Genomic DNA, 18,964 nt, shown 5'->3' on the forward strand with positions numbered 1-18,964 from the left:
CCGCCTACGTCACGCAGCCCCGCCGTTGGACCTCAAACCCCACCACCACAGGGGACTCTCCTCTGATCGAGCCCACCGCCGGCACGGTGGAGATCGACGGCGTCGACGTCACCCAGGCCAGCGAGTCGCAGCTGCGCGACCTGCGCCGTTCGCGGGTGTCGATGGTCTTCCAGCACTTCGGCCTGCTGCCGCACAAGCAGGTGATCGACAACGTCGCCTACGGCCTCGAGATCCGCGGCATGAAGAAGAAGGAGCGGCGCGCGAAGGCCGAGCAGGTGGTCGGCCTGGTCGGCCTCGACGGCTACGAGTACTCCTACCCCGACCAGCTCTCCGGCGGCATGCAGCAGCGCGTCGGCCTGGCCCGCGCGCTGGCGGGCGACCCGCAGATGCTGCTCTTCGACGAGCCGTTCTCGGCGCTCGACCCGCTGATCCGCCGCGACATGCAGAACGAGGTGATCCGCCTCCACCACGAGCTCGGCAAGACGATGGTGTTCATCACCCACGACCTGCAGGAGGCGCTCAAGCTCGGCGACCGGATCCTGATCATGCGCGACGGGGAGATCGTGCAGATCGGCGCGCCCGACGAGGTGGTGGGTGCGCCGGCCGACGACTACGTCCGCGACTTCGTCTCCGAGGTGCCCCGCTCGCACGTGCTGACGCTGCGGTGGGTGATGCGCGAGCCGCGACCCGACGACTCGATGGAGGGCCCGGTGATGACCTCCGACACGATCGTGCGCCAGGCCGCCCGCGCGGCGCTGGCCTCCGAGCACCCGGTGCGGGTGGTCGACGACGGGCAGCTGGTCGGCATCGTCGACGACGACGCGATCCTCCGGGTCGTGGTCGCCGAGGAAGCCACGTCGGAGCCGGCATGACCACCGCCACGCTCGACCGGCCGCCGGCAGCGCCGGATCCGTCGCAGGAGCCGCCGCTCCGGGAGCCGCGCGTCATCTCGAAGTGGTGGCTGGCGCTCGGGGTCGTCGTGGTCTGGTACGTGCTGTTCCTCCTCTTCGAGGGAGTCGACACCCTCGCCCGGCCGATCCGGGAGCAGACCGACCTGATGCTCAACCTGGCCGGCTTCCGCGACGACGTGATCGCCGGGCGCGACACCAGCCCGGTCATCCAGCTCACCTACGCCATCGGGGCGACGTTCAACGACGTCTTCGACTGGTTCTCCCACCTGATCTCCGTGCCCGACTACCCGCGTCCGGTGCCGCAGATCGGCTGGCTCGGCGTCACCGCCATCGCCACCTGGATCGGGCTGGCCATCGCCAACGTCCGGATCGCGGTGCTGGTCGCTCTCTCCTTCGTCTCCTTCGGCCTCTTCGGCTACTGGAGCGACGCGATGGACCTGCTCATCGTCACCTTCGTGGCGGTCGCCGTCGCCGTCATCATCGGGATGCCCCTCGCGATCTGGACCGCCAGCAGCAGCCGGGCCGAGAAGCCGATCACGGTCCTGCTCGACCTGATGCAGACGCTGCCGACCTTCGTCTACCTGCTGCCGATCGTGCTGTTCTTCGGCATCGGTCCCGCGGGCGCGGTGGTGTGCACGCTGATCTACGCCCTGCCGCCGATCATCCGGATCGCGGCCTACGGCATCAAGAGCGTCTCCCCGACGACCGTCGAGGCGACCGACTCCGCCGGGCAGACCTTCTGGCAGCGGCTGTTCAAGGTGCAGATCCCGATGGCCCGCGCCACGATCGTGGTCGGCCTCAACCAGACGATCATGGCCGCGCTCTCGATGGCCACGATCGCGGCGTACGTCGACGGGCCCGGCCTCGGCAAGCCCGTGCTGCAGGCGCTGATCCGCACCGACATCGGCGGCGCCTTCGTGCCCGGCATGCTGATCGTGGTGATGGCGGTGATGCTCGACCGCACCACCACCGCCGCCAGCCAGCGCGCCGAGAAGGTGGCGCGTGGCGGTGGTGGCGACAGGCGCATGCGCTGGATCGTCCTCGGCGTCACGGGTGTCGCCGCGCTGGTCGCGGTGTGGATGTCGCGCTACTTCCCCTGGGCGGCGGAGTTCCCCGAGACGGACGCCGGCCCCTGGCTGGAGGACCGCGTCAACGAGTTCGCGGACTGGGTGATCAACAACTTCGACTCCGCCACCGGTGCCGTCAAGGACCAGGTCACGACGAAGGTCCTCGACCCGCTCCAGTCGCTGCTGGCCGAGTCGCCCTGGTGGCTCGCCGCGGCCGGCATCCTCGCGCTGGCGTGGGTCTTCGGCCGCAACAAGGCGCTGGTCCCGACGGTGATCTGCCTGGCCGGCATCTGGTTCTTCGACCTCTGGCACGACGCGATGATCACGCTCTCGATGGTGCTCGTGGCCACGGCGATCGTGATGGTCCTGGCGCTGGTGCTCGGGGTCTGGATGGCCAGGCGTCCGCGCGTGGACGTGGTGCTGCGGCCGATCCTCGACACCGGGCAGGTCATCCCGCCCTTCGTGTACCTGATCCCCGCGGTGGCGTTGTTCCTGCCCGGCCGCTTCGCGGCGATCATCGCGGCGATCATCTACGCCGCACCGGTAGCGATCAAGCTCGTGGCCGACGGAGTCAAAGCCGTGTCGCCCAGCACCATCGAGGCCTCGCGCTCGACGGGGGTGACGACCTGGCAGGAGATCACCAAGGTCCAGATCCCGATGGCACGCGGCTCCATCGTGCTGGCCGCCAACCAGGGCCTGCTCTACGTGCTCGCCATGGTGGTCATCGGTGGTCTGGTGGGCGGCGGGGCGCTCGGCTACGACGTCGTCCTCGGCGTGTCCCGCTCCGAGGAGTGGGGCCGCGGCGCCGCGGCCGGCATCACGATCGTCCTGCTCGGGATCATGATCGACCGGATCATGCGGGCCGCGGCGGCCGTCGACAAGGAGACGTTCCGCGCCGCCAAGAAGATCAACCCGACCCGTCGCCGGATCATGGCGTGACGGCCGGGTGGGGGACGCACCGCAACACACAACGGAGGTAGGAATGCGGATCAGTTGGAGAAGGGGCACCCGCCTCCTGGCAGTGACGGCTGTGGCCGGGCTGTCGCTGGCAGCGTGCGGTGGTTCGTCGATCGACGAGGAGACCCAGGCCAACGAGAGCCAGGCCGCCGCGGCGGGGGGCGACTGCGGCGAGATCAACATGGCGGTCAACCCGTGGGTCGGCTACGAGGCCAGCGCGTACGTCGTCGGCACCGTGGCCCAGTCGCAGCTCGGCTGCACGGTCAACTACAAGGACCTCAAGGAGGACGTCTCCTGGCAGGGCTTCGGCACCGGCGAGGTCGACGTCGTCATCGAGGACTGGGGCCACCCCGACCTGGAGAAGAAGTTCTTCGCCGAGTCCGGTGACGGCAGCGCCGAGGACTTCGGGCCCAACGGCAACGTCGGCATCATCGGCTGGTACGTCCCGCCGTGGCTCGCCGAGGCCCACCCGGACATCCTGGACTGGAACAACCTCAACAAGTACGCCTCCGACTTCGCGACGTCGGAGACCGGCGACAAGGGCCAGTTCCTCGGCGCCGACCCGTCGTACGTGCAGTTCGACGAGGCGATCATCGACAACCTCGGCCTGGACTTCGAGGTTGTCTTCTCCGGCTCGGAGGCGGCCAGCATCACGGCCTTCCAGCGCGCCGAGGAGAACAAGGACTTCATGATCGGCTACTTCTACGAGCCGCAGTGGCTCTTCGCCGACCTGCCGCTGGCCAAGGTCGACCTGCCGCCCTACGAGGACGGCTGCCAGGAGCCGCCGGAGGCCACCGACTGCGACTACCCGGAGACCACGCTCAAGAAGGTCGTCTCCACCAGCTGGGCCGACGAGGGCGGCCCGGGTGTGGACCTGGTCCAGAACTTCGAGTGGACCAACGACGACCAGAACGTGGTCGCCAAGTACATCTCCGAGGACGGCATGGACCCGGAGGAAGCCGCCCAGAAGTGGATCGACGACAACCAGGACAAGGTCGACGCCTGGCTCGGCAACTGACGCGCTGACCGGGCCGCCCCGCGAGGGGCGGCCCGGTCTCGTCATTTCCGGCTCCGCGCGCCTTGACAGGCGTCGGGCACGGCGGTGATGCTTTCGCTGTTCCGCCATACGCACCGTGTTGCGCGATGTGCAACAAGATCAGGACACGCCCCGGGAGGGCAGCATGAGCAGTGGAGTCCCGTCCTCGGCGAAGGTCGTGGTGATCGGCGCCGGCATCGTCGGCAACAGCCTCGTCTGGCACCTGGCCAGGCTCGGGTGGCGCGACATCGTGCAGATCGACAAGGGCCCGCTGCCCAACCCGGGCGGGTCGACCGGCCACGCGTCCAACTTCATCTTCCTCACCGACCACTCGCGCGAGATCACCGACCTCACGCTCGACTCGGTGGAGCAGTACGAGGAGATGGGCGTCTTCACGAAGTCCGGCGGCTTCGAGCTCGCCCGCACCGAGGAGCGGATGGAGGAGCTGCGCCGGCGCATGTCCAGCGCGAAGGCGTGGGGCATCACCGGTGAGCTGGTGTCGCCGGAGTTCGTGAAGGAGAAGGTGCCCTTCATCGAGACCGACCAGTTCATCGGCGCCTTCTGGCAGCCCGACGTCGGCGTGGTCGACTCCCTGCGCGCCGGCACGATCATGCGCGAGCGGGCGATGGAGCTCGACGCGCTGACCGTCGTCCCCAACGTCGAGGTGACCGGCCTCGACACCGAGGAGGACGCCACCGGCCGGCGCCGGATCACCCGGGTGCGCACCGACGGCGGCGACATCGACGCTGAGCACGTCGTCATCGCCTGCGGCGTCTGGAGCCCCAAGATCGGCGACATGGCGGGCGTCTCGATCCCGCTCACCCCGGCCGTGCACCAGATGATCTCGGTCGGTCCCTGCCCGCAGCTGTCGGGCCTCGAGGGCGAGATCTCGATCCCGATCGTGCGCGACATGGACACCTTCTGCTACGAGCGCCAGCACGGCGCCGACATGGAGGTCGGCTCCTACGCGCACCGCGCGATCCTGATGGAGCCCGAAGACATCCCCTCGATCGAACAGGCCAAGCTCTCCCCGACGGAGATGCCCTTCACCGAGGACGACTTCGACCCGCAGCTCGAGCAGGCCTACGAGCTGATGCCCGAGCTGCTCGGCGCCGAGGGCGCGGAGATCCGCTACGCCATCAACGGCCTGCTGTCGCTCACCTGCGACGGCGCGCCGATCCTCGGCGAGAGCGAGGTCAAGGGCCTCTGGAGCGCCGCCGCCGTGTGGATCAAGGAGGGCCCGGGCGTCGGGCGCGCCGTGGCCGAGTGGATGACCGACGGCCACTCCGAGATCGACCTCGCGCACAGCGACATCGCCCGCTTCCACCCGCACCAGAAGCGTCGCGAGCACACCAAGTTGCGGACCACCGAGTCGTTCATCAAGACCTACGGCATCATCCACCCGGCCGAGCAGTACGAGTCCGACCGCGACCAGCGCCTCTCGCCGATGCACGAGTCGCAGAAGAAGCTCGGCGCGGTCTTCTTCGAGACCGCCGGCTGGGAGCGCCCGTTCTGGTACGAGTCCAACGCCGCCCTGCTCGAGGAGTACGGCGACCGCGTGATGCCGCGCGAGCACGAGTGGGACGCGCGGTGGTGGAGCCCGATCATCAACGCCGAGCACCTGCGGATGCGCGACGCGGGCGCGGTGATCGACCTCTCGGCGTTCCAGGTCCTCGACATCGTCGGTCCCGGCGCGCTCGACACGGTGCAGCGCACCTGCGTCGCGCAGTGCGACGTGGCCGTCGGCAAGGTGATCTACACCCCGGTGCTCGACGCCAAGGGCGGCTTCCGCTCCGACCTGACCGTGATGCGCCTCGGCGACGACCACTTCCGCGTGGTCACCGGCGGTGCGCACGGCATGGCCGACCGCGCGTGGTTCACCGCGCAGCTGCCCGACGACGGGCGGACGACGCTCACCGACCGCACCGACGAGATCTCGACGATCGGCCTGTGGGGCCCGCGGGCGCGCGACGTGCTCTCCGCGCTGACCTCCGACGACGTCTCGCACGAGGGCTTCGGGATGCTCAGCTGCCGCCAGGTCACCGTCGGGGGCGTCCCGGTGCTGGCCTCGCGGATCTCCTACGTCGGCGAGCTCGGCTGGGAGCTCTACGTGTCGATGGACGACGCGGCCGCCCTGTGGCAGCAGCTCCTCGACGCCGGCTCGCCGCACGGCGTGGTGCCGGTCGGCATCGGGGTCTACGGCACCACCGGCCGCATCGAGAAGGGCTACCGGGCGTACGGCGCGGAGCTCGACGCCGAGCGCACGATCGTCGAGGCCGGCATGCAGCGGCCCAAGGTCAAGGCGGCCGACTTCATCGGCAAGGAGGACTACCTCCGCCAGCGCGAGGAACAGCCGTTGACCGTGCTCTGCACCCTGACCGTCGACGACCACACCTCGGCGTCCGGGACCAGGCGCTACATGCTCGGCGGCGAGCCGATCCTGACCCGCGACGGCGGAACGCTGACCGACGGCCACGGCCACCACCCCTACGTCACCAGCGCCGGGTCGGCGCCGTCGCTCGGCAAGCACGTGCTGCTGGCCTACCTGCCTCCGGAGGAGGCCGTGATCGGCAACCAGCTCGCGGTGTCCTACATGGAGGAGCTCTACCCGGTGACCGTCGGCTCCGTCGACGCGACGCCGCTCCTCGACCCGGCCAACGAGCGGATGCGGTGACCCGGTGACCAACGTCCTGGTCTGCGTCAAGCGGGTCCCCGACTCCAGCGGCGAGGTGGTCCTCACCGAGGACGCCCAGTCCGTCGACGGTCGCTACGCCGGCTTCACGGTCAGCGCCCACGAGGACTGCGCCGTCGAGCTCGCCGTGCAGGTGACCGCGGCGACCGGTGGGGAGGCGACCGCCTTCACCCTCGGCAGCGAGGAGGCCGTCGAGCAGCTGCGCGGCGCGTTGGCCGTCGGCTGCACGGCCGCCACGCACGTCGTCGCGGACCCCGCCGCCTTCGGCCCGGCCGACGTCGCCCGCGAGATCGCGGCCGTGGTCCGGGCGCACGAGGCGGAGGGCCGCAGCCACGACCTCGTGCTGCTCGGCAACGACGCCGCTGACAGCGGTGACTTCCAGGTCGGCATCCGGCTCGCCTACGAGCTCGGCCGCCCGGTCGTGAACGGCGTCGCGACGGTCGAGGTGGCCGACGGCGTTGTCACGGCCCGCGGCGACGGCCCCGACGGGCCGGAGACCTTCCGGGTGCCGCTGCCCGCCGTGGTGACGATCCTCGAGGGCGGCGTCGAGCCGCGCTACCCGACCGTGCCGGGCCGGATGAAGGCCAAGAAGGTGCCCGTCGAGGAGCGCACGCCCAGCGCCGAGCCGGTCGGCCCCGAGCGGGTGCGGCTGGTGCTGCCCCCGCCGACGCCGAGCCGGGTGGAGATCCTGGGCGAGGGTCCCGCGGCCGCCGCTGCCGTCGTCGACCTCTTCGAGAAGCTGGGAGTGACCCGATGATCGTCGTGCTCCTCGAGACCGACGCCGCCGGCGCGGTCGAGGTGTCGCTGGAGACGCTGGCCTTCGCCCGCACGCTGTCGGCCGAGGGTGGCGGCGTCCCGATCGACGCGGTCGTGGTCGGTGACCTGCCCGAGGGCCTGAGCATCGAGTCGCTGGCCGCGCAGGTCGGCGCGCACGGCGTCCGCGACCTCCACCACGCCAGCGGCGAGCAGTTCGCGGCGTACTCCGGAGCGGCGTGGGCCGCCGCGGTGCAGTCCGTGCGCGAGGCCGCGGGCGCCGTGGTCGTGACCGCGGCCGGCACCCCCCGTGGCAACGAGGTCCTGGCCCACCTGGGCGCCCGTCTCGGCGTCCCGATGGCCGCGAACGCCATCGCCTTCCACGGCCTCTCGCCGTTCGTCGTCTCCCGCCAGGTCGTGGGCGGCGCCGTGATCGAGGAGATGCGGCTGGGCCAACGCCCGGCGATCTTCTCCGTGGCCGGGCACGCGGTCGAGGCCGGGGAGTCCGGCGGCGACCCGGCGCGCGTCGTCGCGACCTCGCCCGAGGTCGCCGAGGCCGACCTGGTGGCGCGCGTCGTCTCCCGCGAGGCACCGCCGCCCGACCTGTCGGGCAGCCTGAAGTCGGCCCGCGTCGTCGTCGGCGCCGGCCGCGGTGCCGGCGGGTCCGAGGGCTTCGCCGACGTCGAGGAGCTCGCCGAGCTGCTCCACGGCACGATCGGCGTCTCGCGCGTCGTGACCAGCCTCGGCTGGCGCCCCCACCACGAGCAGGTCGGCCAGACCGGCAGCCGGATCAGCCCCGAGCTCTACGTCGCCTGCGGCATCTCCGGCGCCATCCAGCACTGGTCGGGCTGCGCGAGCTCGAAGACCATCCTCGCCATCAACACCGACGCCGAGGCCCCGATGGTGAGCAAGGCCCACTACGCAGTCATCGGCGACATGCACGAGATCCTCCCCGCGATCAACGAGGAGCTGAAGCGGCGGCGCGGCTGACCGATCCCCGCTCGCGGGTGCGGCCAGTCACACGCGTCACCCCTGCCTCCCATTTCGCGGGTGAACCCGTGAAATGGTCACTGACTGACGGTTATCTCGGTCCGACAAGGAGCAATTCACGGGTTGACCCGCGAATTGCACCCACCCCTCCCAGCGCCCCGCCCACCGACGCGAGGCGTGGAACAGCTCCCGAACGGGTAGGAGACAGGGGTTCGACTCTGAGGAGGAGCCCCCGTGTCCAAGCATTCCCGCGACGAGGACGTCGCCACCACGTCCACCAGCAGCCGCCCGACTCCCTACACCGAGCGTGACGGCGAGCGCACGCCCTACCGGGCCGACGACGGCTCGACCACCCGCACCGAGCGGGTGGTCGACCCCGGCCCGACCGCCCACGAGCGCTTCGGCGGCATGAACTGGGGCGCCGCCTTCTTCGGCTGGATGGTCGCGGTCGGCATGACCGTCCTGCTCACCGGCCTGATCGGCGCCGTCGTCGCAGCCGTCGACCAGAACACCTCGATCACCCAGGACGACGCCGAGCAGGCCGCCGGGTCGATCAGCCTGGTCGCGGCGATCGTGCTGCTCGTCGTGCTGACCCTCGGCTACTACGCCGGCGGCTACGTCGCGGGCCGGATGTCGCGCTTCGACGGCGGCCGCCAGGGCCTCGGCGTCTGGTTCCTGGGGCTCCTGGTCACGGCACTCGCCGTGGTCCTCGGCGTCGCCTTCGGCACGCAGTACGACGTGCTCGACCGCGTCGACCTGCCCCGCCTGCCGATCCCGACCGACCAGGTGACCAGCGGCGGCGTGATCACCGCCCTGGCGGTGCTCGTCGTCACGGCGCTCGCCGCGATGGCCGGCGGCAAGGTCGGGCGCCGCTACCACGCGAAGGTCGACGCGCACCTCGCGGCCTGACCCGACCCGCACCGCCGGGCCGGGGTGACGTGGAGCAAGACCCTTGCCACGCAGGTTTACAAACCCTATGGTTTTGTAAAACCAGCAGGAGGTGTCCATGCCGCCGAACACCCCGGCCCCGCGAGCCGGCACGCCCACCAGCCCGACCGGCGTCCCGAACAGCACCGTGCCCACCGGGTCGACGGACTCGTGGCGCGACCGCAAGCGCTACCTGTGGCTGATCGGGCTCGTCGTCCCGTCCCTCGCCTTCATCGGCTACGGCGCGTGGGCGCTCACCGGGTTCGGCGGGTTCTTCTGGATCGGCCCGGTCGTGATCCTGGTGATCGTGCCGGCGGTCGACCTGTTCGCGGGCCTCGACCGGTCCAACCCGCCCGACGACGTGATCGAGGCGCTGGAGCAGGACCGCTACTACCGGTGGATCACCTACCTGTTCCTCCCGATCCAGTACCTCGGGTTCGTCGGCGCCTTCGCACTGATGGTGCACGGCGACCCGTTCGGCAACGGTGACCTCGCCACGATCGACAAGATCGGCCTGGCGGTCTCGATCGGCTGCATCGGCGGCATCGGCATCAACACCGCGCACGAGCTCGGCCACAAGAAGGAGAGCCACGAGCGCTGGCTGTCCAAGATCGCCCTCGCGCAGAGCTTCTACGGCCACTTCTACATCGAGCACAACCGCGGCCACCACGTGCGCGTCGCCACCCCGGAGGACCCCGCCAGCTCGCGCCTGGGCGAGAACTTCTACCAGTTCTGGCCGCGCACGGTCGTCGGGTCGCTGAAGTCCGCGTGGCGCCTGGAGAAGAGGCGGTACGCCCGCCGCGACCAGCACCCCTTCCGCTTGGGCAACGACGTGCTCAACGCCTGGCTGATGTCGGCCGTGCTGTGGGGCGCGCTGGTCGCCTGGCTCGGCGTCGGGATCCTGCCCTACCTGGTGATCCAGGCCGTGGTCGGCTTCTCGCTGCTCGAGGTCGTCAACTACATGGAGCACTACGGGATGCTGCGCCAGAAGGTCGGTGCCGGCGAGCGCCGGCGCTACGAGCGGGTCGACCCCTCGCACTCGTGGAACTCCAACAACATCGCCACCAACGTGCTGCTGTACCACCTGCAGCGCCACAGCGACCACCACGCCAACCCGACCCGGCGCTACCAGGCGCTGCGCGACTTCGAGGAGTCGCCGGTGCTCCCGACCGGGTACGCCGGGATGATCGTGCTGGCCGCCGTCCCCGCCGTCTGGCGCCGCGTGATGGACCCGCGCGTGCTCGCCCACGTCGGCGGCGACGTCAGCCGCGCCAACATCAGCCCGCGCAAGCGCGAGAAGTACCTCGCCCGGTACGGCGCGCCCACGGCCGCACCTCCCGCCGACGGCCACGCCGCCCCGGCCGACCCGACGGCCGACCCGACGGCCGCCCCCGCGGGCGTCACCGTCGCGGAGGAGGTCCTGGCCGCCCGGTGCCCCGGCTGCGGGTACACCTACGAGGTCGTGGCCGGCAACGAGCTCGAAGGGTTCGCGGCCGGTACCGCCTGGGCCGACATCCCCGACGACTGGTGCTGCCCCGACTGCGGCGTGCGCGAGAAGGTCGACTTCCAGCCACTCTCCACCAGCGAGATCGCCTGACGCGGATCAGGGCTGGGGCTCGGCCCCCAGGTCCTGGTTGCACGCGGCCGGACCGGCGCACGACCCGAGGACGTCGAGGCGGTCCTGCAGCTCGCGACGGACGCTGCGGTACGTCGGGTCGTCGGCGAGGTTGTCGAGCTGCAGCGGGTCCGCGGAGCGGTCGTACAGCTCGGTCTCGCCGGTCCACCAGCGGGTGTAGGACCAGCGGTCGGTGGTGACGCCCCGCCACCACCAGCCGAACGCCGCCTGCACCTCGGGGCTGCTCGTGCCGGCCTGGGTCAGGTGCGTCGAGGGCGCCGACCTCCGGCCCGTGAGCACCGGCCACATGTCGATCCCGTCGGTGTGGCCGGCGGCGCGCACGTCGGCCAGGACCCCGGCGGCGTGGAGGAAGGTCGGCGCGACGTCGACCATGGTCAGCCGCTCGTCGAGCTCCTCGCCCCGCGGCAGTCCCGGACCACGGACCAGGAACGGCACCTGCAGCGCCTCCTCGTACGGCACGTTCTTGCCCGTGAGCCGGTGCTCGCCGAGCAGGTAGCCGTTGTCCGAGGTGTAGACGATGATCGTGTCGTCGAGCTCACCGAGGCGGCGCAGCTGGCGGACCGCGGCCCGGTTGGCCTCGTCGATCGCCTGGAGCGAGCGGATGCGGGCCCGGAACTCCGCGGTGATCGCCCGCTTGCGCACCTTCCCCGTGCGGACCTCCGACGGCTTGTCACCGGTGTCCGGCTCGTTGAACGAGTCCCTGGCGAGGCTCGGGGGCACCTCGTCGGGGAAGAGGTCGGCGTGCCGCTCGGCGGGGATCGGCGCCCGGTCGACCCCGTTGCGGTGCGCGTCGTGCGGACCGACGTGGGAGATCCACAGGAACCACGGGGCCTGCTGCGCACTGAACTCCCGGATGTAGTCGTGTGCGTAGTCCGCCGCGACGTCGGCGACGTAGTCGTCGCGGTACTGCCGGGGCTGGCCGTCGTCGAAGAACGTGGTGCCGTAGTAGGCGTAGGGAGCCGCGACGGTCGGGTTCCAGTGGTCGAAACCGGGCAGCACCGCCGCGCTGCGGTCGTAGCCGTTGAGCATCTTGCCGACGAACGCGGTGCGGTAACCGGCGTCCTGGAGCCAGACGCCGAGGTGCTCGTCGCTGTTGCCCGCGTCGACGAAGGCCTGCCAGCCGCCGTACGGGCCGCCGTTGTGGCGCACGCCGTTGTTGTGGGCGTACTCACCGGTGAAGATCTCCGCGCGCGCCGGGCAGCAGAGCGGGTGCGGGCTGATGAAGTCGGTGACGTCGACACCGGTGCGACCGATGAGCCGCCGGGTGAAGGGCATCCACGGCATCTCGTCGTCGCGCTGGTCGTCGCTCGTGATCAGCAGGATGTTCGGCCGGGCGTCGGTGCCCCGCGCGGCTGCCGGCGGTGGCGTGACCGCGGCCGAGGCCCCCGACGGTGGCAGCACGGCCCCCGACGGGAGTGACAGGGCCAGCGCCAGTGCCACGGTCGGGACGACGACCCGGCTGGTGACACGGGCGACGGCCGCGGTGACCCCGGCCCTGACACGGTGTGCGTGCGACAACATTCACCCCATGGATGCGATCTCGGCCATCGAGGGTAGGGCACCGCAGCTAGATTGACCGCATGCACGCGCCGGTCTCGCTGTCACTGCGCGAGCGGATCGTCGACGCCGCCGTCGGCATGACCAGCGAGGTCGGCTGGTCGCAGGTGACCATGGCCCGGCTCGCCGACCGGGTCGGCGTGAGCCGGCAGACGGTCTACAACGAGATCGGCACCAAGAACGCCCTGGCCGAGGCGATGATCCTCGCCGAGCTCGAGCGGTTCCTGGCCGTGGTCACCGCCGCCTTCGACGACCACCCGACCGACCTCGTGGCCGCGATCGGCGATGCGACCCGCCGCGTGCTGGAGCTGGCCCGCGACAACCCCCTGCTGCACGCGGTCGTGTCGGCCACGCACGGCGCGGACACCGAGCTGCTGCCGCTGCTGACGACCCACGCCGAGGGCCTGCTCGCCGTCGCCAAGACCGTGGTGCGCGAGCGGGTCGCGCCGTACGCCCTGCCGCTCGACGACGACCACCTCGACGTCGCCATCGACCTGGTCGTCCGGGTCGTGCTCAGCCACGTCATGCAGCCCTCCGGCTCGCCGGAGGAGACCGGCGCCGACATCGCGTGGGTGGCCGCGCGCGTGCTGCGCTGACCGGCCGTCGCGTCAGCCGCGGCCCGGTGTGCTCCGGGGCCGTGCCGACTGCACCACGTCGTCGTGTGCCAGGGCGCCGAGACCTGCCTCCACGACTCCCAGCAGCTCGAGGAGCTGTGCGCGTTGTGGCTCGGAGAGGCCGGCCAGCGCGGCGGTCTCCAGGGCGACGACCTCGGGGAGGAACTGGTCGACGAGGGCCCGCCCCTCGTCGGTGATCACCACGAGCAGCTTGCGACGGTCGGTCGGGTCCGGTCGGCGCTCGACCAGCCCCCGTCGCTGGAGGGTGTCGAGCAGGGACGTCACGCTGGCCGTGGTCACGATCAGCCGGCCGGCGATCTCGGTCGGGGAGAGGGGTCGTTCGGCTCCCTCCAGCACCGCCAGGGCCTCGCGCCCTGCCCGGGACAGGTGGTGGTGACGCAGGGCCTTGTCGATGGCCGTGAGCATGCCCTCCCCGGTCCGGGCGAGCGCCAGGCTGCAGGCGTTGGCGGACTCGCTGCCCCCGGGGAACTCCCGCTCGAAGGCGCTGCGGGGCGCGCGCGTCGAAGGGCCCCCGCGCCGGGAGCCCTTCGTTCCGGGAGAGCGGTCGGCGCTCAGTACCGCTCCTCGGAGTCCTCGGTCCACGTGCTGATGTCCGGCGCACCGACGACGCCCGCCTTCTGCATCACCTCGCGCAGAGCCGGGTCGGACCGGAACGCCTGCGCCGACGCGGTGTCCGGGAAGTCGATCAGGGCCAGGACGTTGTTGCCTTCGTGGAGCACGCGGTAACCCGTCGACCCGTGGTCGCGGCGGGCACCGTCGTGCCCGTCGAACCCGGCCTTCCAGGTGGCGAAGTCCTGCACGGTGTGTCGAACGGCGAGCGTGGTCATGTCGATTCCCCTTCGGGTGGTGGCGGATGCTCCGTGGGTGGCTATTGTTAGAGTTCTAATCATCAGAAGTCAAGCAACTCCGTGCCCGGACCAGTCCTCCGTGCCCGTCGAGGGCGTGGCGCGGTCCGCCGGCGCGACGGTCAGTCGTGCCGGCGCTCGTGGGCGAGCTCCACGGCCTCGCGGAAGGCCGCGACGACGTGGTCGGGGAGGCGCAGCCCCCGGTCGCGGGCCCAGAGCAGCTCCCGCTCCACGCGGGAGATCTGGGTCGCGAACGACTCGACGTCCCGGTCGATGCCGAGGGCGGCCATGACCTCGCCGAAGTCGGCCTTCTGCTGCTCGTCGTTCGCGCCGACCGGGGCGAACGAGCTGCGACGCATGCGCCGTACCAGCCAGGTCTGCCAGGCCGACAGCTGCTCGGCGAGGCCGCGCGCCGACATCGTGTAGAAGGCGAAGTGGCCGGGCTCCTGTCGCCGGATCGGTGCCACCACCGTCCGGGCGATCGCGGTCTCGCCGAGGTCCAGGACGCCGTCGTGGAGCAGGGTGTAGGCGAGCACGGCGGAACGCTCGGTCGCGATGCCGGTGAGGTAGTAGAGCATCCGGACGACGTCCTGCACCGGCGAGAGGTGGGCCAGCGCGCCGAGGACGCGGAACTTGACCGACACGTGGGCGGTGTCGGCGACGGCGGGCTCGCGGCCCAGGCGCACCTGGAGCTCGTCGAGGATCTGCCCGTGCCGGACCTCCTGCGGCTGCCAGACCTCGGCGTAGAAGCGACGGTCGACGTCGGGTGGGTCGGGGAGCATCGTGGTCAGCTCGAGCACGTTGCGGTCGACCTCGAGCTCGACCCGCGCCATGTAGTCGAGCACGTGCCCGAAGCGCTCGTCGAGCAGCTGCGGGGAACGCACGTCGAAGTCGACCGAGTCGAGGTCGATCGGCGGGTGCTCGGCCCCGAGTCGGTCCACGTGCTCCTCGAGGCGCAGCTCGATGGTGCGTGGGCGGCTCACGCCGCCCCCTCTGGTGACGGCCGCGGGCCGGGTGCACGGCCTACTCTCGGACACGTGGTCGATTCGGCGCCGGGGACGTTGCGGATGGGTGGCGCCCCCGGGCGCGGAGTCATCGCCGCCACCACCATCGGGTCCGGCATGGCGTTGCTCGACGGCACCGTCGTCAACATCGCGCTGCGCACGATCGGTGAGGAGCTCGACACCACCCTGGCCGAGCTGCAGTGGATCACCAACGCCTACCTGCTCTCCCTGGCCAGCCTGATCCTGCTCGGCGGGTCGCTGGGCGACCGGTTCGGGCGGCGCAAGGTCTTCGTCGTCGGCACCGTGTGGTTCGCGCTGGCCTCGGCCCTGTGCGGCCTGGCGCCGACGCCGGAGGTGCTGGTCGCGGCGCGCCTGCTGCAGGGCGTCGGAGCGGCGCTGCTCACCCCCGGGAGCCTGGCGATCCTCGAGACGACGTTCCGCCCCGAGGACCGCGCGCCGGCGATCGGCGCCTGGTCGGCGCTGGGCAGCATCGCGGCGGCAGTCGGGCCGTTCGTCGGCGGGCTGCTGGTCGACCAGGCGTCGTGGCGCTGGATCTTCTGGATCAACCTCCCGCTCGCGGTGCTCACGGTGGTGCTGGCGCGGCGCTACGTCCCCGAGTCGCGCGACCCCTCGCCGCCGCAGCGCTTCGACCTGGCGGGGGCGGTGCTGGTGACCCTGGCACTCGCGGGGCTGACGTACGGGCTGATCCAGTGGGGCGGTTCCGCGGCGGTCGTGGCCGGCCTGGTGGGGATCGGGGCGATGGGTGCGTTCGTCCTGGTCGAGCAGCGGGTGAGCGAGCCGCTGCTCCCGCTCGGCCTGTTCGCGAGCCGGACCTTCAGCGCCGCCAACGCGATGACGCTGGTCGTGTACGGCGCCCTCGGTGCCGTGCTCTTCTTCCTCGTCATCGAGCTGCAGACCGTCTCGGGCTACTCGGCGTTCGCGGCCGGGATCGCCACGCTGCCGGTCACGATCTGCATGCTGCTCCTCGCGACGGCGGGGGGCCGGCTCGGTGCCCGGATCGGGCCGCGGATCCCGATGACCTTCGGTCCCCTGGTCATGGCGGCCGGCTCGCTGCTCCTGCTGCGGGTCGGGCCCGACACCGCCGGGGTCTCCGGCTACCTGGCCGACGTCGTCCCCGGCCTGGTCGTCTTCGGCCTCGGGCTGGCGCTGCTGGTCGCCACCCTCACGGCGACCGTCCTGGCCGCCGCGCCGCAGCACCACGCGGGCGTCGCGAGCGGCGTCAACAACGCACTGGCCCGGGCCGGCTCCCTGCTCGCGATCGCCGCGCTGCCCGTGGCGGTCGGCCTCGGTGGGGAGGCGTACGCCGACCCCACGGCGTTCGACACCGGCTACACCCGGGCGGTCGTCGCGTGCGCCGTGCTGCTCTCGATCGGGGCCGCGGTCTCGTGGACGATGATCCGCTCGGACGTGCTCGAGCGACCCGTCGGGGAGGGTGCGCCGACCGGTCCCTGACCCCGCTGGACCAGTCCAGAAAAGCCTCATCCGGTGTGGCCTCGGCCAAGAAGTTGTCAATCCCGGGACGGCAGACCGCGCGTGTCGGTTCAATGAGGCCCGGGCGCTCGCGCCCTGCCCCGAATCCCCCGTCGGGAGCATTCAGGCGACCCCGGACCGCAACCCCACATGTCGACGTCGGTCCGGGGTCGTCGAACGTCTGCCTCCCGGATCGCCGGTGCCCCGCAGGCCCTCGACCTACCCTTGTCGCGTGGGTGGGACGAGGGGGCGTCGGGTGGTCGCGGCCGTGGGCGGCGGCGTGCTCGCTCTCGCCCTGGCGGCGTGCGGCGGCGCCGACGCCGACCCGGGTGGCGGGCCCGGCACCGACCGGACCGGCGCCGTGCCCAGCACCCCGGCCGTCTCGACCGCGACCGCCACCGACCACGCCGTCGACCCGCCGGGCCGGCTGACCGGGGCGCGCTACTACGCGGACCTCCTCGTGGTCAGCAAGCACGACCTGCCGGCCTCGGTGGTGCAGCGGATCAAGCGGCTGCGCGACGTCGCAGCGGTCGAGCCGATCGGCCTCTCGCAGGTCACGCTGGAGAACCGCGCGGTGAACGTGGCCGTCGTGGATCCCGCCGGCTACCGGCGGTTCACCCCCGACGCCTCGGCCACGCTGCAGGAGGCCTGGGACCGGGTCGCCGGCGGGGAGGTGGCGGTGACCCCGGAGCTCGCCAAGCGCCTCGGCAAGGACGCCGACGAGCTCACCCTCGGCAGCAGCGCCGCCGCACCGACCCTGCACATCGGCGCCTACGCGCCGCAGGTCGAGCAGGTCGACGCCGTGGTCAACCGGTCGTGGGGCGCCGACCTCGGCATGCCCGAGAGCAACGCGCTGCTGGTGAACACCGGCCTGGCGGCGCCGGTCTCGCTGCGCGGCCCGATCGAGCGGATCGTCGGGGACGACGCGTCGGTGCAGCGCCAGGACACCGCGGCCCGATTCGGCCTCGACACCAGCGTCCAGCAGACCGCCGTCTTCACCGGCGGCGGCATCGCGGAGGCCGTGGGCACGTTCAACTACACGGTGCTCGGCGGCGGGCGGATCGCGCCCGAGCCCTCGTGGGTGGCCTCGCACATCAGCACCCGCACCATGCCGATCATCGGCTCGATGACGTGCAACACCGCGATCTTCCCGCAGCTCGAGGCCGCGCTGACGGAGGTGCAGGCGCGCGGGCTGGCCGACGAGCTGCACCCCTCGGAGTACGCCGGCTGCTACGTGCCGCGCTTCATCGCCGGCACCACGACGCTCTCCAACCACTCCTTCGGCCTGGCCATGGACTTCAACGTGCCCGGCAACCAGCGCGGCACCGTCGGCGAGATGGACCGCGGCGTGGTGTCGATCTTCGAGAAGTGGGGCTTCTCGTGGGGCGGCACCTGGCGCTACACCGACCCCATGCACTTCGAGCTCGCGGCGCTCGTGGCGGTGCGGTAGCCCCACGTCCGTCTGCCACCATCGTCCCCATGCGCGCCGTCCAGGTCCTCACGCCCACCGGTCCCGACGACGTGCGCGTGGTGGAGGTGCCGGACCCGCAGCCGCGCGCGGACGAGGTGCTGGTGGCGGTCCACCGGGTCGGCATCTCGTTCCCCGACCTGCTGCTGAGCCGCGGTGAGTACCAGCTGCGCCCCGAGCCGCCGTTCACGCTCGGCGTCGACTTCGCCGGTTCCGTGGTCAGCGGACCGGAGGGCTACCGGGTCGGGGAGCGCGTCGCCGGCGTCCTGCCGTACGGCGGGGCGGCCGAGCTGGTCGTGGCACCGCCGATGTCGGTGTTCAGCCTCCCCGACGACGTCTCGTACGACGAGGGTGCGGCGCTGCCGATGAACTACCTGACGGCGCAGTTCGCCCTCGTCGAGCGCGGCGGCCTGCGGGAGGGCGAGACCGTCGTCGTGCACGGCGGCGCCGGCGGCGTCGGCACCGCGACGATCCAGGTCGCGAAGGGACTCGGCGCCCGGGTCGTCGCCGTCACCAGCACCGAGGAGAAGGCGGCGTTCGCGCGGCAGGCCGGCGCCGACGAGGCCGTGCTGCTCGACGGCTTCAAGGACGCCGTGCTCGAGCTCACCGGGGGCGAGGGTGCCGACGTCGTGCTCGACGTGGTGGGCGGAGAGGTCTTCACCGACTCCCTGCGTGCGCTGGCGCCGCTGGGCCGGCTGCTCGTCGTCGGCTTCGCCTCCGGGCAGGGCATCCCCGAGGTCAAGGTCAACCGCCTGCTGCTCAACAACACCGACGTCCGCGGCGTCGGCTGGGGCGCCTACGCGATGGCGCGTCCGGGCTACATGCACGAGCAGTGGGACGCGCTCGCCCCGCTCCTCGCGGCCGGCGCGCTGCGCCCGCCGATCGGCGCGTCGTACGCGCTGGACGACTTCGGCCGCGCGCTCGCCGACATGGACGCGCGCCGGACCCTGGGCAAGTCCGTCGTCCGGGTGCGCGAGGATGACGCCTGACCCCGC

Annotated in this window: 16 protein-coding genes; 12 read left to right on the plus strand and 4 right to left on the minus strand. The window is 71.8% G+C overall.

The annotated features are described in order from the left end of the window. From ACFPGP_RS02450 to ACFPGP_RS02485, 8 genes are all read left to right on the plus strand, one after another. Window positions 1-872: ATP-binding cassette domain-containing protein (locus ACFPGP_RS02450; protein WP_378586411.1), on the plus strand; the 872-nt coding region annotated here is incomplete at its 5' end. Beyond that, entirely contained in the window at window positions 869-2,917 is a 2,049-nt protein-coding gene (locus tag ACFPGP_RS02455) for an ABC transporter permease (RefSeq protein WP_378586414.1), read from the plus strand. The genes ACFPGP_RS02450 and ACFPGP_RS02455, both read left to right, overlap by 4 nt. An 82-nt stretch (window positions 2,918-2,999) precedes the next feature. Further along, window positions 3,000-3,953: an ABC transporter substrate-binding protein gene (locus ACFPGP_RS02460; protein ID WP_378586417.1), complete on the plus strand. Its 954-nt coding sequence runs from the start codon at window positions 3,000-3,002 to the stop codon at window positions 3,951-3,953. Window positions 3,954-4,116: 163 nt separating this feature from the next. Then, window positions 4,117-6,645 (plus strand): GcvT family protein, encoded by a 2,529-nt coding sequence (locus ACFPGP_RS02465; protein ID WP_378586420.1) that lies wholly within the window; start codon window positions 4,117-4,119, stop codon window positions 6,643-6,645. 4 nt (window positions 6,646-6,649) lie between these two features. Then, window positions 6,650-7,420, plus strand: a complete 771-nt coding sequence (locus ACFPGP_RS02470) for an electron transfer flavoprotein subunit beta/FixA family protein (protein WP_378586423.1) — start codon at window positions 6,650-6,652, stop codon at window positions 7,418-7,420. Further along, on the plus strand, window positions 7,417-8,406 hold the full coding sequence (locus ACFPGP_RS02475) for an electron transfer flavoprotein subunit alpha/FixB family protein (protein ID WP_378586426.1): 990 nt from the start codon (window positions 7,417-7,419) through the stop codon (window positions 8,404-8,406). The genes ACFPGP_RS02470 and ACFPGP_RS02475 overlap by 4 nt, the downstream gene beginning before the upstream one ends. A gap of 234 nt (window positions 8,407-8,640) precedes the next feature. Then, the gene (locus ACFPGP_RS02480; protein ID WP_378586429.1) at window positions 8,641-9,315 is read left to right on the plus strand and encodes a hypothetical protein; all 675 of its coding nucleotides are present in this window, start codon (window positions 8,641-8,643) and stop codon (window positions 9,313-9,315) included. Window positions 9,316-9,412: 97 nt separating this feature from the next. Continuing rightward, window positions 9,413-10,930 (plus strand): fatty acid desaturase, encoded by a 1,518-nt coding sequence (locus ACFPGP_RS02485; RefSeq protein WP_378586432.1) that lies wholly within the window; start codon window positions 9,413-9,415, stop codon window positions 10,928-10,930. Window positions 10,931-10,936: 6 nt separating this feature from the next. Here ACFPGP_RS02485 and ACFPGP_RS02490 read toward each other — a convergent pair whose 3' ends face one another. Next, complete coding sequence (locus ACFPGP_RS02490; RefSeq protein WP_378586435.1) at window positions 10,937-12,490, minus strand: sulfatase family protein; 1,554 nt, start codon at window positions 12,488-12,490, stop codon at window positions 10,937-10,939. Between the two features lie 59 nt (window positions 12,491-12,549). Here ACFPGP_RS02490 and ACFPGP_RS02495 point away from each other — a divergent pair, with 59 nt between their 5' ends. Next, window positions 12,550-13,122, plus strand: a complete 573-nt coding sequence (locus ACFPGP_RS02495; RefSeq protein ID WP_378586438.1) for a TetR/AcrR family transcriptional regulator — start codon at window positions 12,550-12,552, stop codon at window positions 13,120-13,122. A 12-nt stretch (window positions 13,123-13,134) separates the two neighbouring features. On the opposite strand, the gene ACFPGP_RS02500 is transcribed toward ACFPGP_RS02495, so the two are convergent. The 3 genes from ACFPGP_RS02500 to ACFPGP_RS02510 form a co-directional block, all read right to left on the minus strand. Then, window positions 13,135-13,566 carry a MarR family winged helix-turn-helix transcriptional regulator gene (locus tag ACFPGP_RS02500; RefSeq protein WP_378586440.1) on the minus strand — a complete coding sequence of 144 codons (432 nt, stop codon included), beginning with the start codon at window positions 13,564-13,566 and terminating at the stop codon, window positions 13,135-13,137. Between the two features lie 146 nt (window positions 13,567-13,712). Next, window positions 13,713-13,988 (minus strand): hypothetical protein, encoded by a 276-nt coding sequence (locus ACFPGP_RS02505; protein WP_378586442.1) that lies wholly within the window; start codon window positions 13,986-13,988, stop codon window positions 13,713-13,715. Between the two features lie 140 nt (window positions 13,989-14,128). Beyond that, entirely contained in the window at window positions 14,129-14,989 is an 861-nt protein-coding gene (locus tag ACFPGP_RS02510) for a GTP-binding protein LepA (protein WP_378586445.1), read from the minus strand. A gap of 54 nt (window positions 14,990-15,043) precedes the next feature. On the opposite strand from ACFPGP_RS02510, the gene ACFPGP_RS02515 reads away from it, so the two are divergent. The 3 genes from ACFPGP_RS02515 to ACFPGP_RS02525 all read left to right on the plus strand — a co-directional run bounded on the left by ACFPGP_RS02515 (window position 15,044) and on the right by ACFPGP_RS02525 (window position 18,958). Beyond that, window positions 15,044-16,483 (plus strand): MFS transporter, encoded by a 1,440-nt coding sequence (locus ACFPGP_RS02515; RefSeq protein ID WP_378586448.1) that lies wholly within the window; start codon window positions 15,044-15,046, stop codon window positions 16,481-16,483. Window positions 16,484-16,733: 250 nt separating this feature from the next. Next, entirely contained in the window at window positions 16,734-17,951 is a 1,218-nt protein-coding gene (locus tag ACFPGP_RS02520) for a M15 family metallopeptidase (protein WP_378586451.1), read from the plus strand. 29 nt (window positions 17,952-17,980) lie between these two features. Continuing rightward, complete coding sequence (locus ACFPGP_RS02525) at window positions 17,981-18,958, plus strand: NADPH:quinone oxidoreductase family protein (protein ID WP_378586453.1); 978 nt, start codon at window positions 17,981-17,983, stop codon at window positions 18,956-18,958. The last annotated feature ends 6 nt before the right edge of the window (window positions 18,959-18,964 follow it).

The sequence above is a fragment of the Nocardioides taihuensis genome (assembly GCF_042657275.1).
Classification (GTDB): domain Bacteria; phylum Actinomycetota; class Actinomycetes; order Propionibacteriales; family Nocardioidaceae; genus Nocardioides; species Nocardioides taihuensis.

What these genes read in the sequence shown, in the direction of transcription:
- ACFPGP_RS02525 (WP_378586453.1), top strand. Translation starts at nt 17,981, where the DNA reads ATGCGCGCCGTCCAGGTCCTCACGCCCACCGGTCCCGACGACGTGCGC.
- ACFPGP_RS02495 (WP_378586438.1), top strand. Translation starts at nt 12,550, where the DNA reads ATGCACGCGCCGGTCTCGCTGTCACTGCGCGAGCGGATCGTCGACGCC.
- ACFPGP_RS02465 (WP_378586420.1), top strand. Translation starts at nt 4,117, where the DNA reads ATGAGCAGTGGAGTCCCGTCCTCGGCGAAGGTCGTGGTGATCGGCGCC.
- ACFPGP_RS02475 (WP_378586426.1), top strand. Translation starts at nt 7,417, where the DNA reads ATGATCGTCGTGCTCCTCGAGACCGACGCCGCCGGCGCGGTCGAGGTG.
- ACFPGP_RS02500 (WP_378586440.1), bottom strand. Translation starts at nt 13,566, where the DNA reads ATGCTCACGGCCATCGACAAGGCCCTGCGTCACCACCACCTGTCCCGG.
- ACFPGP_RS02455 (WP_378586414.1), top strand. Translation starts at nt 869, where the DNA reads ATGACCACCGCCACGCTCGACCGGCCGCCGGCAGCGCCGGATCCGTCG.
- ACFPGP_RS02505 (WP_378586442.1), bottom strand. Translation starts at nt 13,988, where the DNA reads ATGACCACGCTCGCCGTTCGACACACCGTGCAGGACTTCGCCACCTGG.
- ACFPGP_RS02490 (WP_378586435.1), bottom strand. Translation starts at nt 12,490, where the DNA reads ATGTTGTCGCACGCACACCGTGTCAGGGCCGGGGTCACCGCGGCCGTC.
- ACFPGP_RS02485 (WP_378586432.1), top strand. Translation starts at nt 9,413, where the DNA reads ATGCCGCCGAACACCCCGGCCCCGCGAGCCGGCACGCCCACCAGCCCG.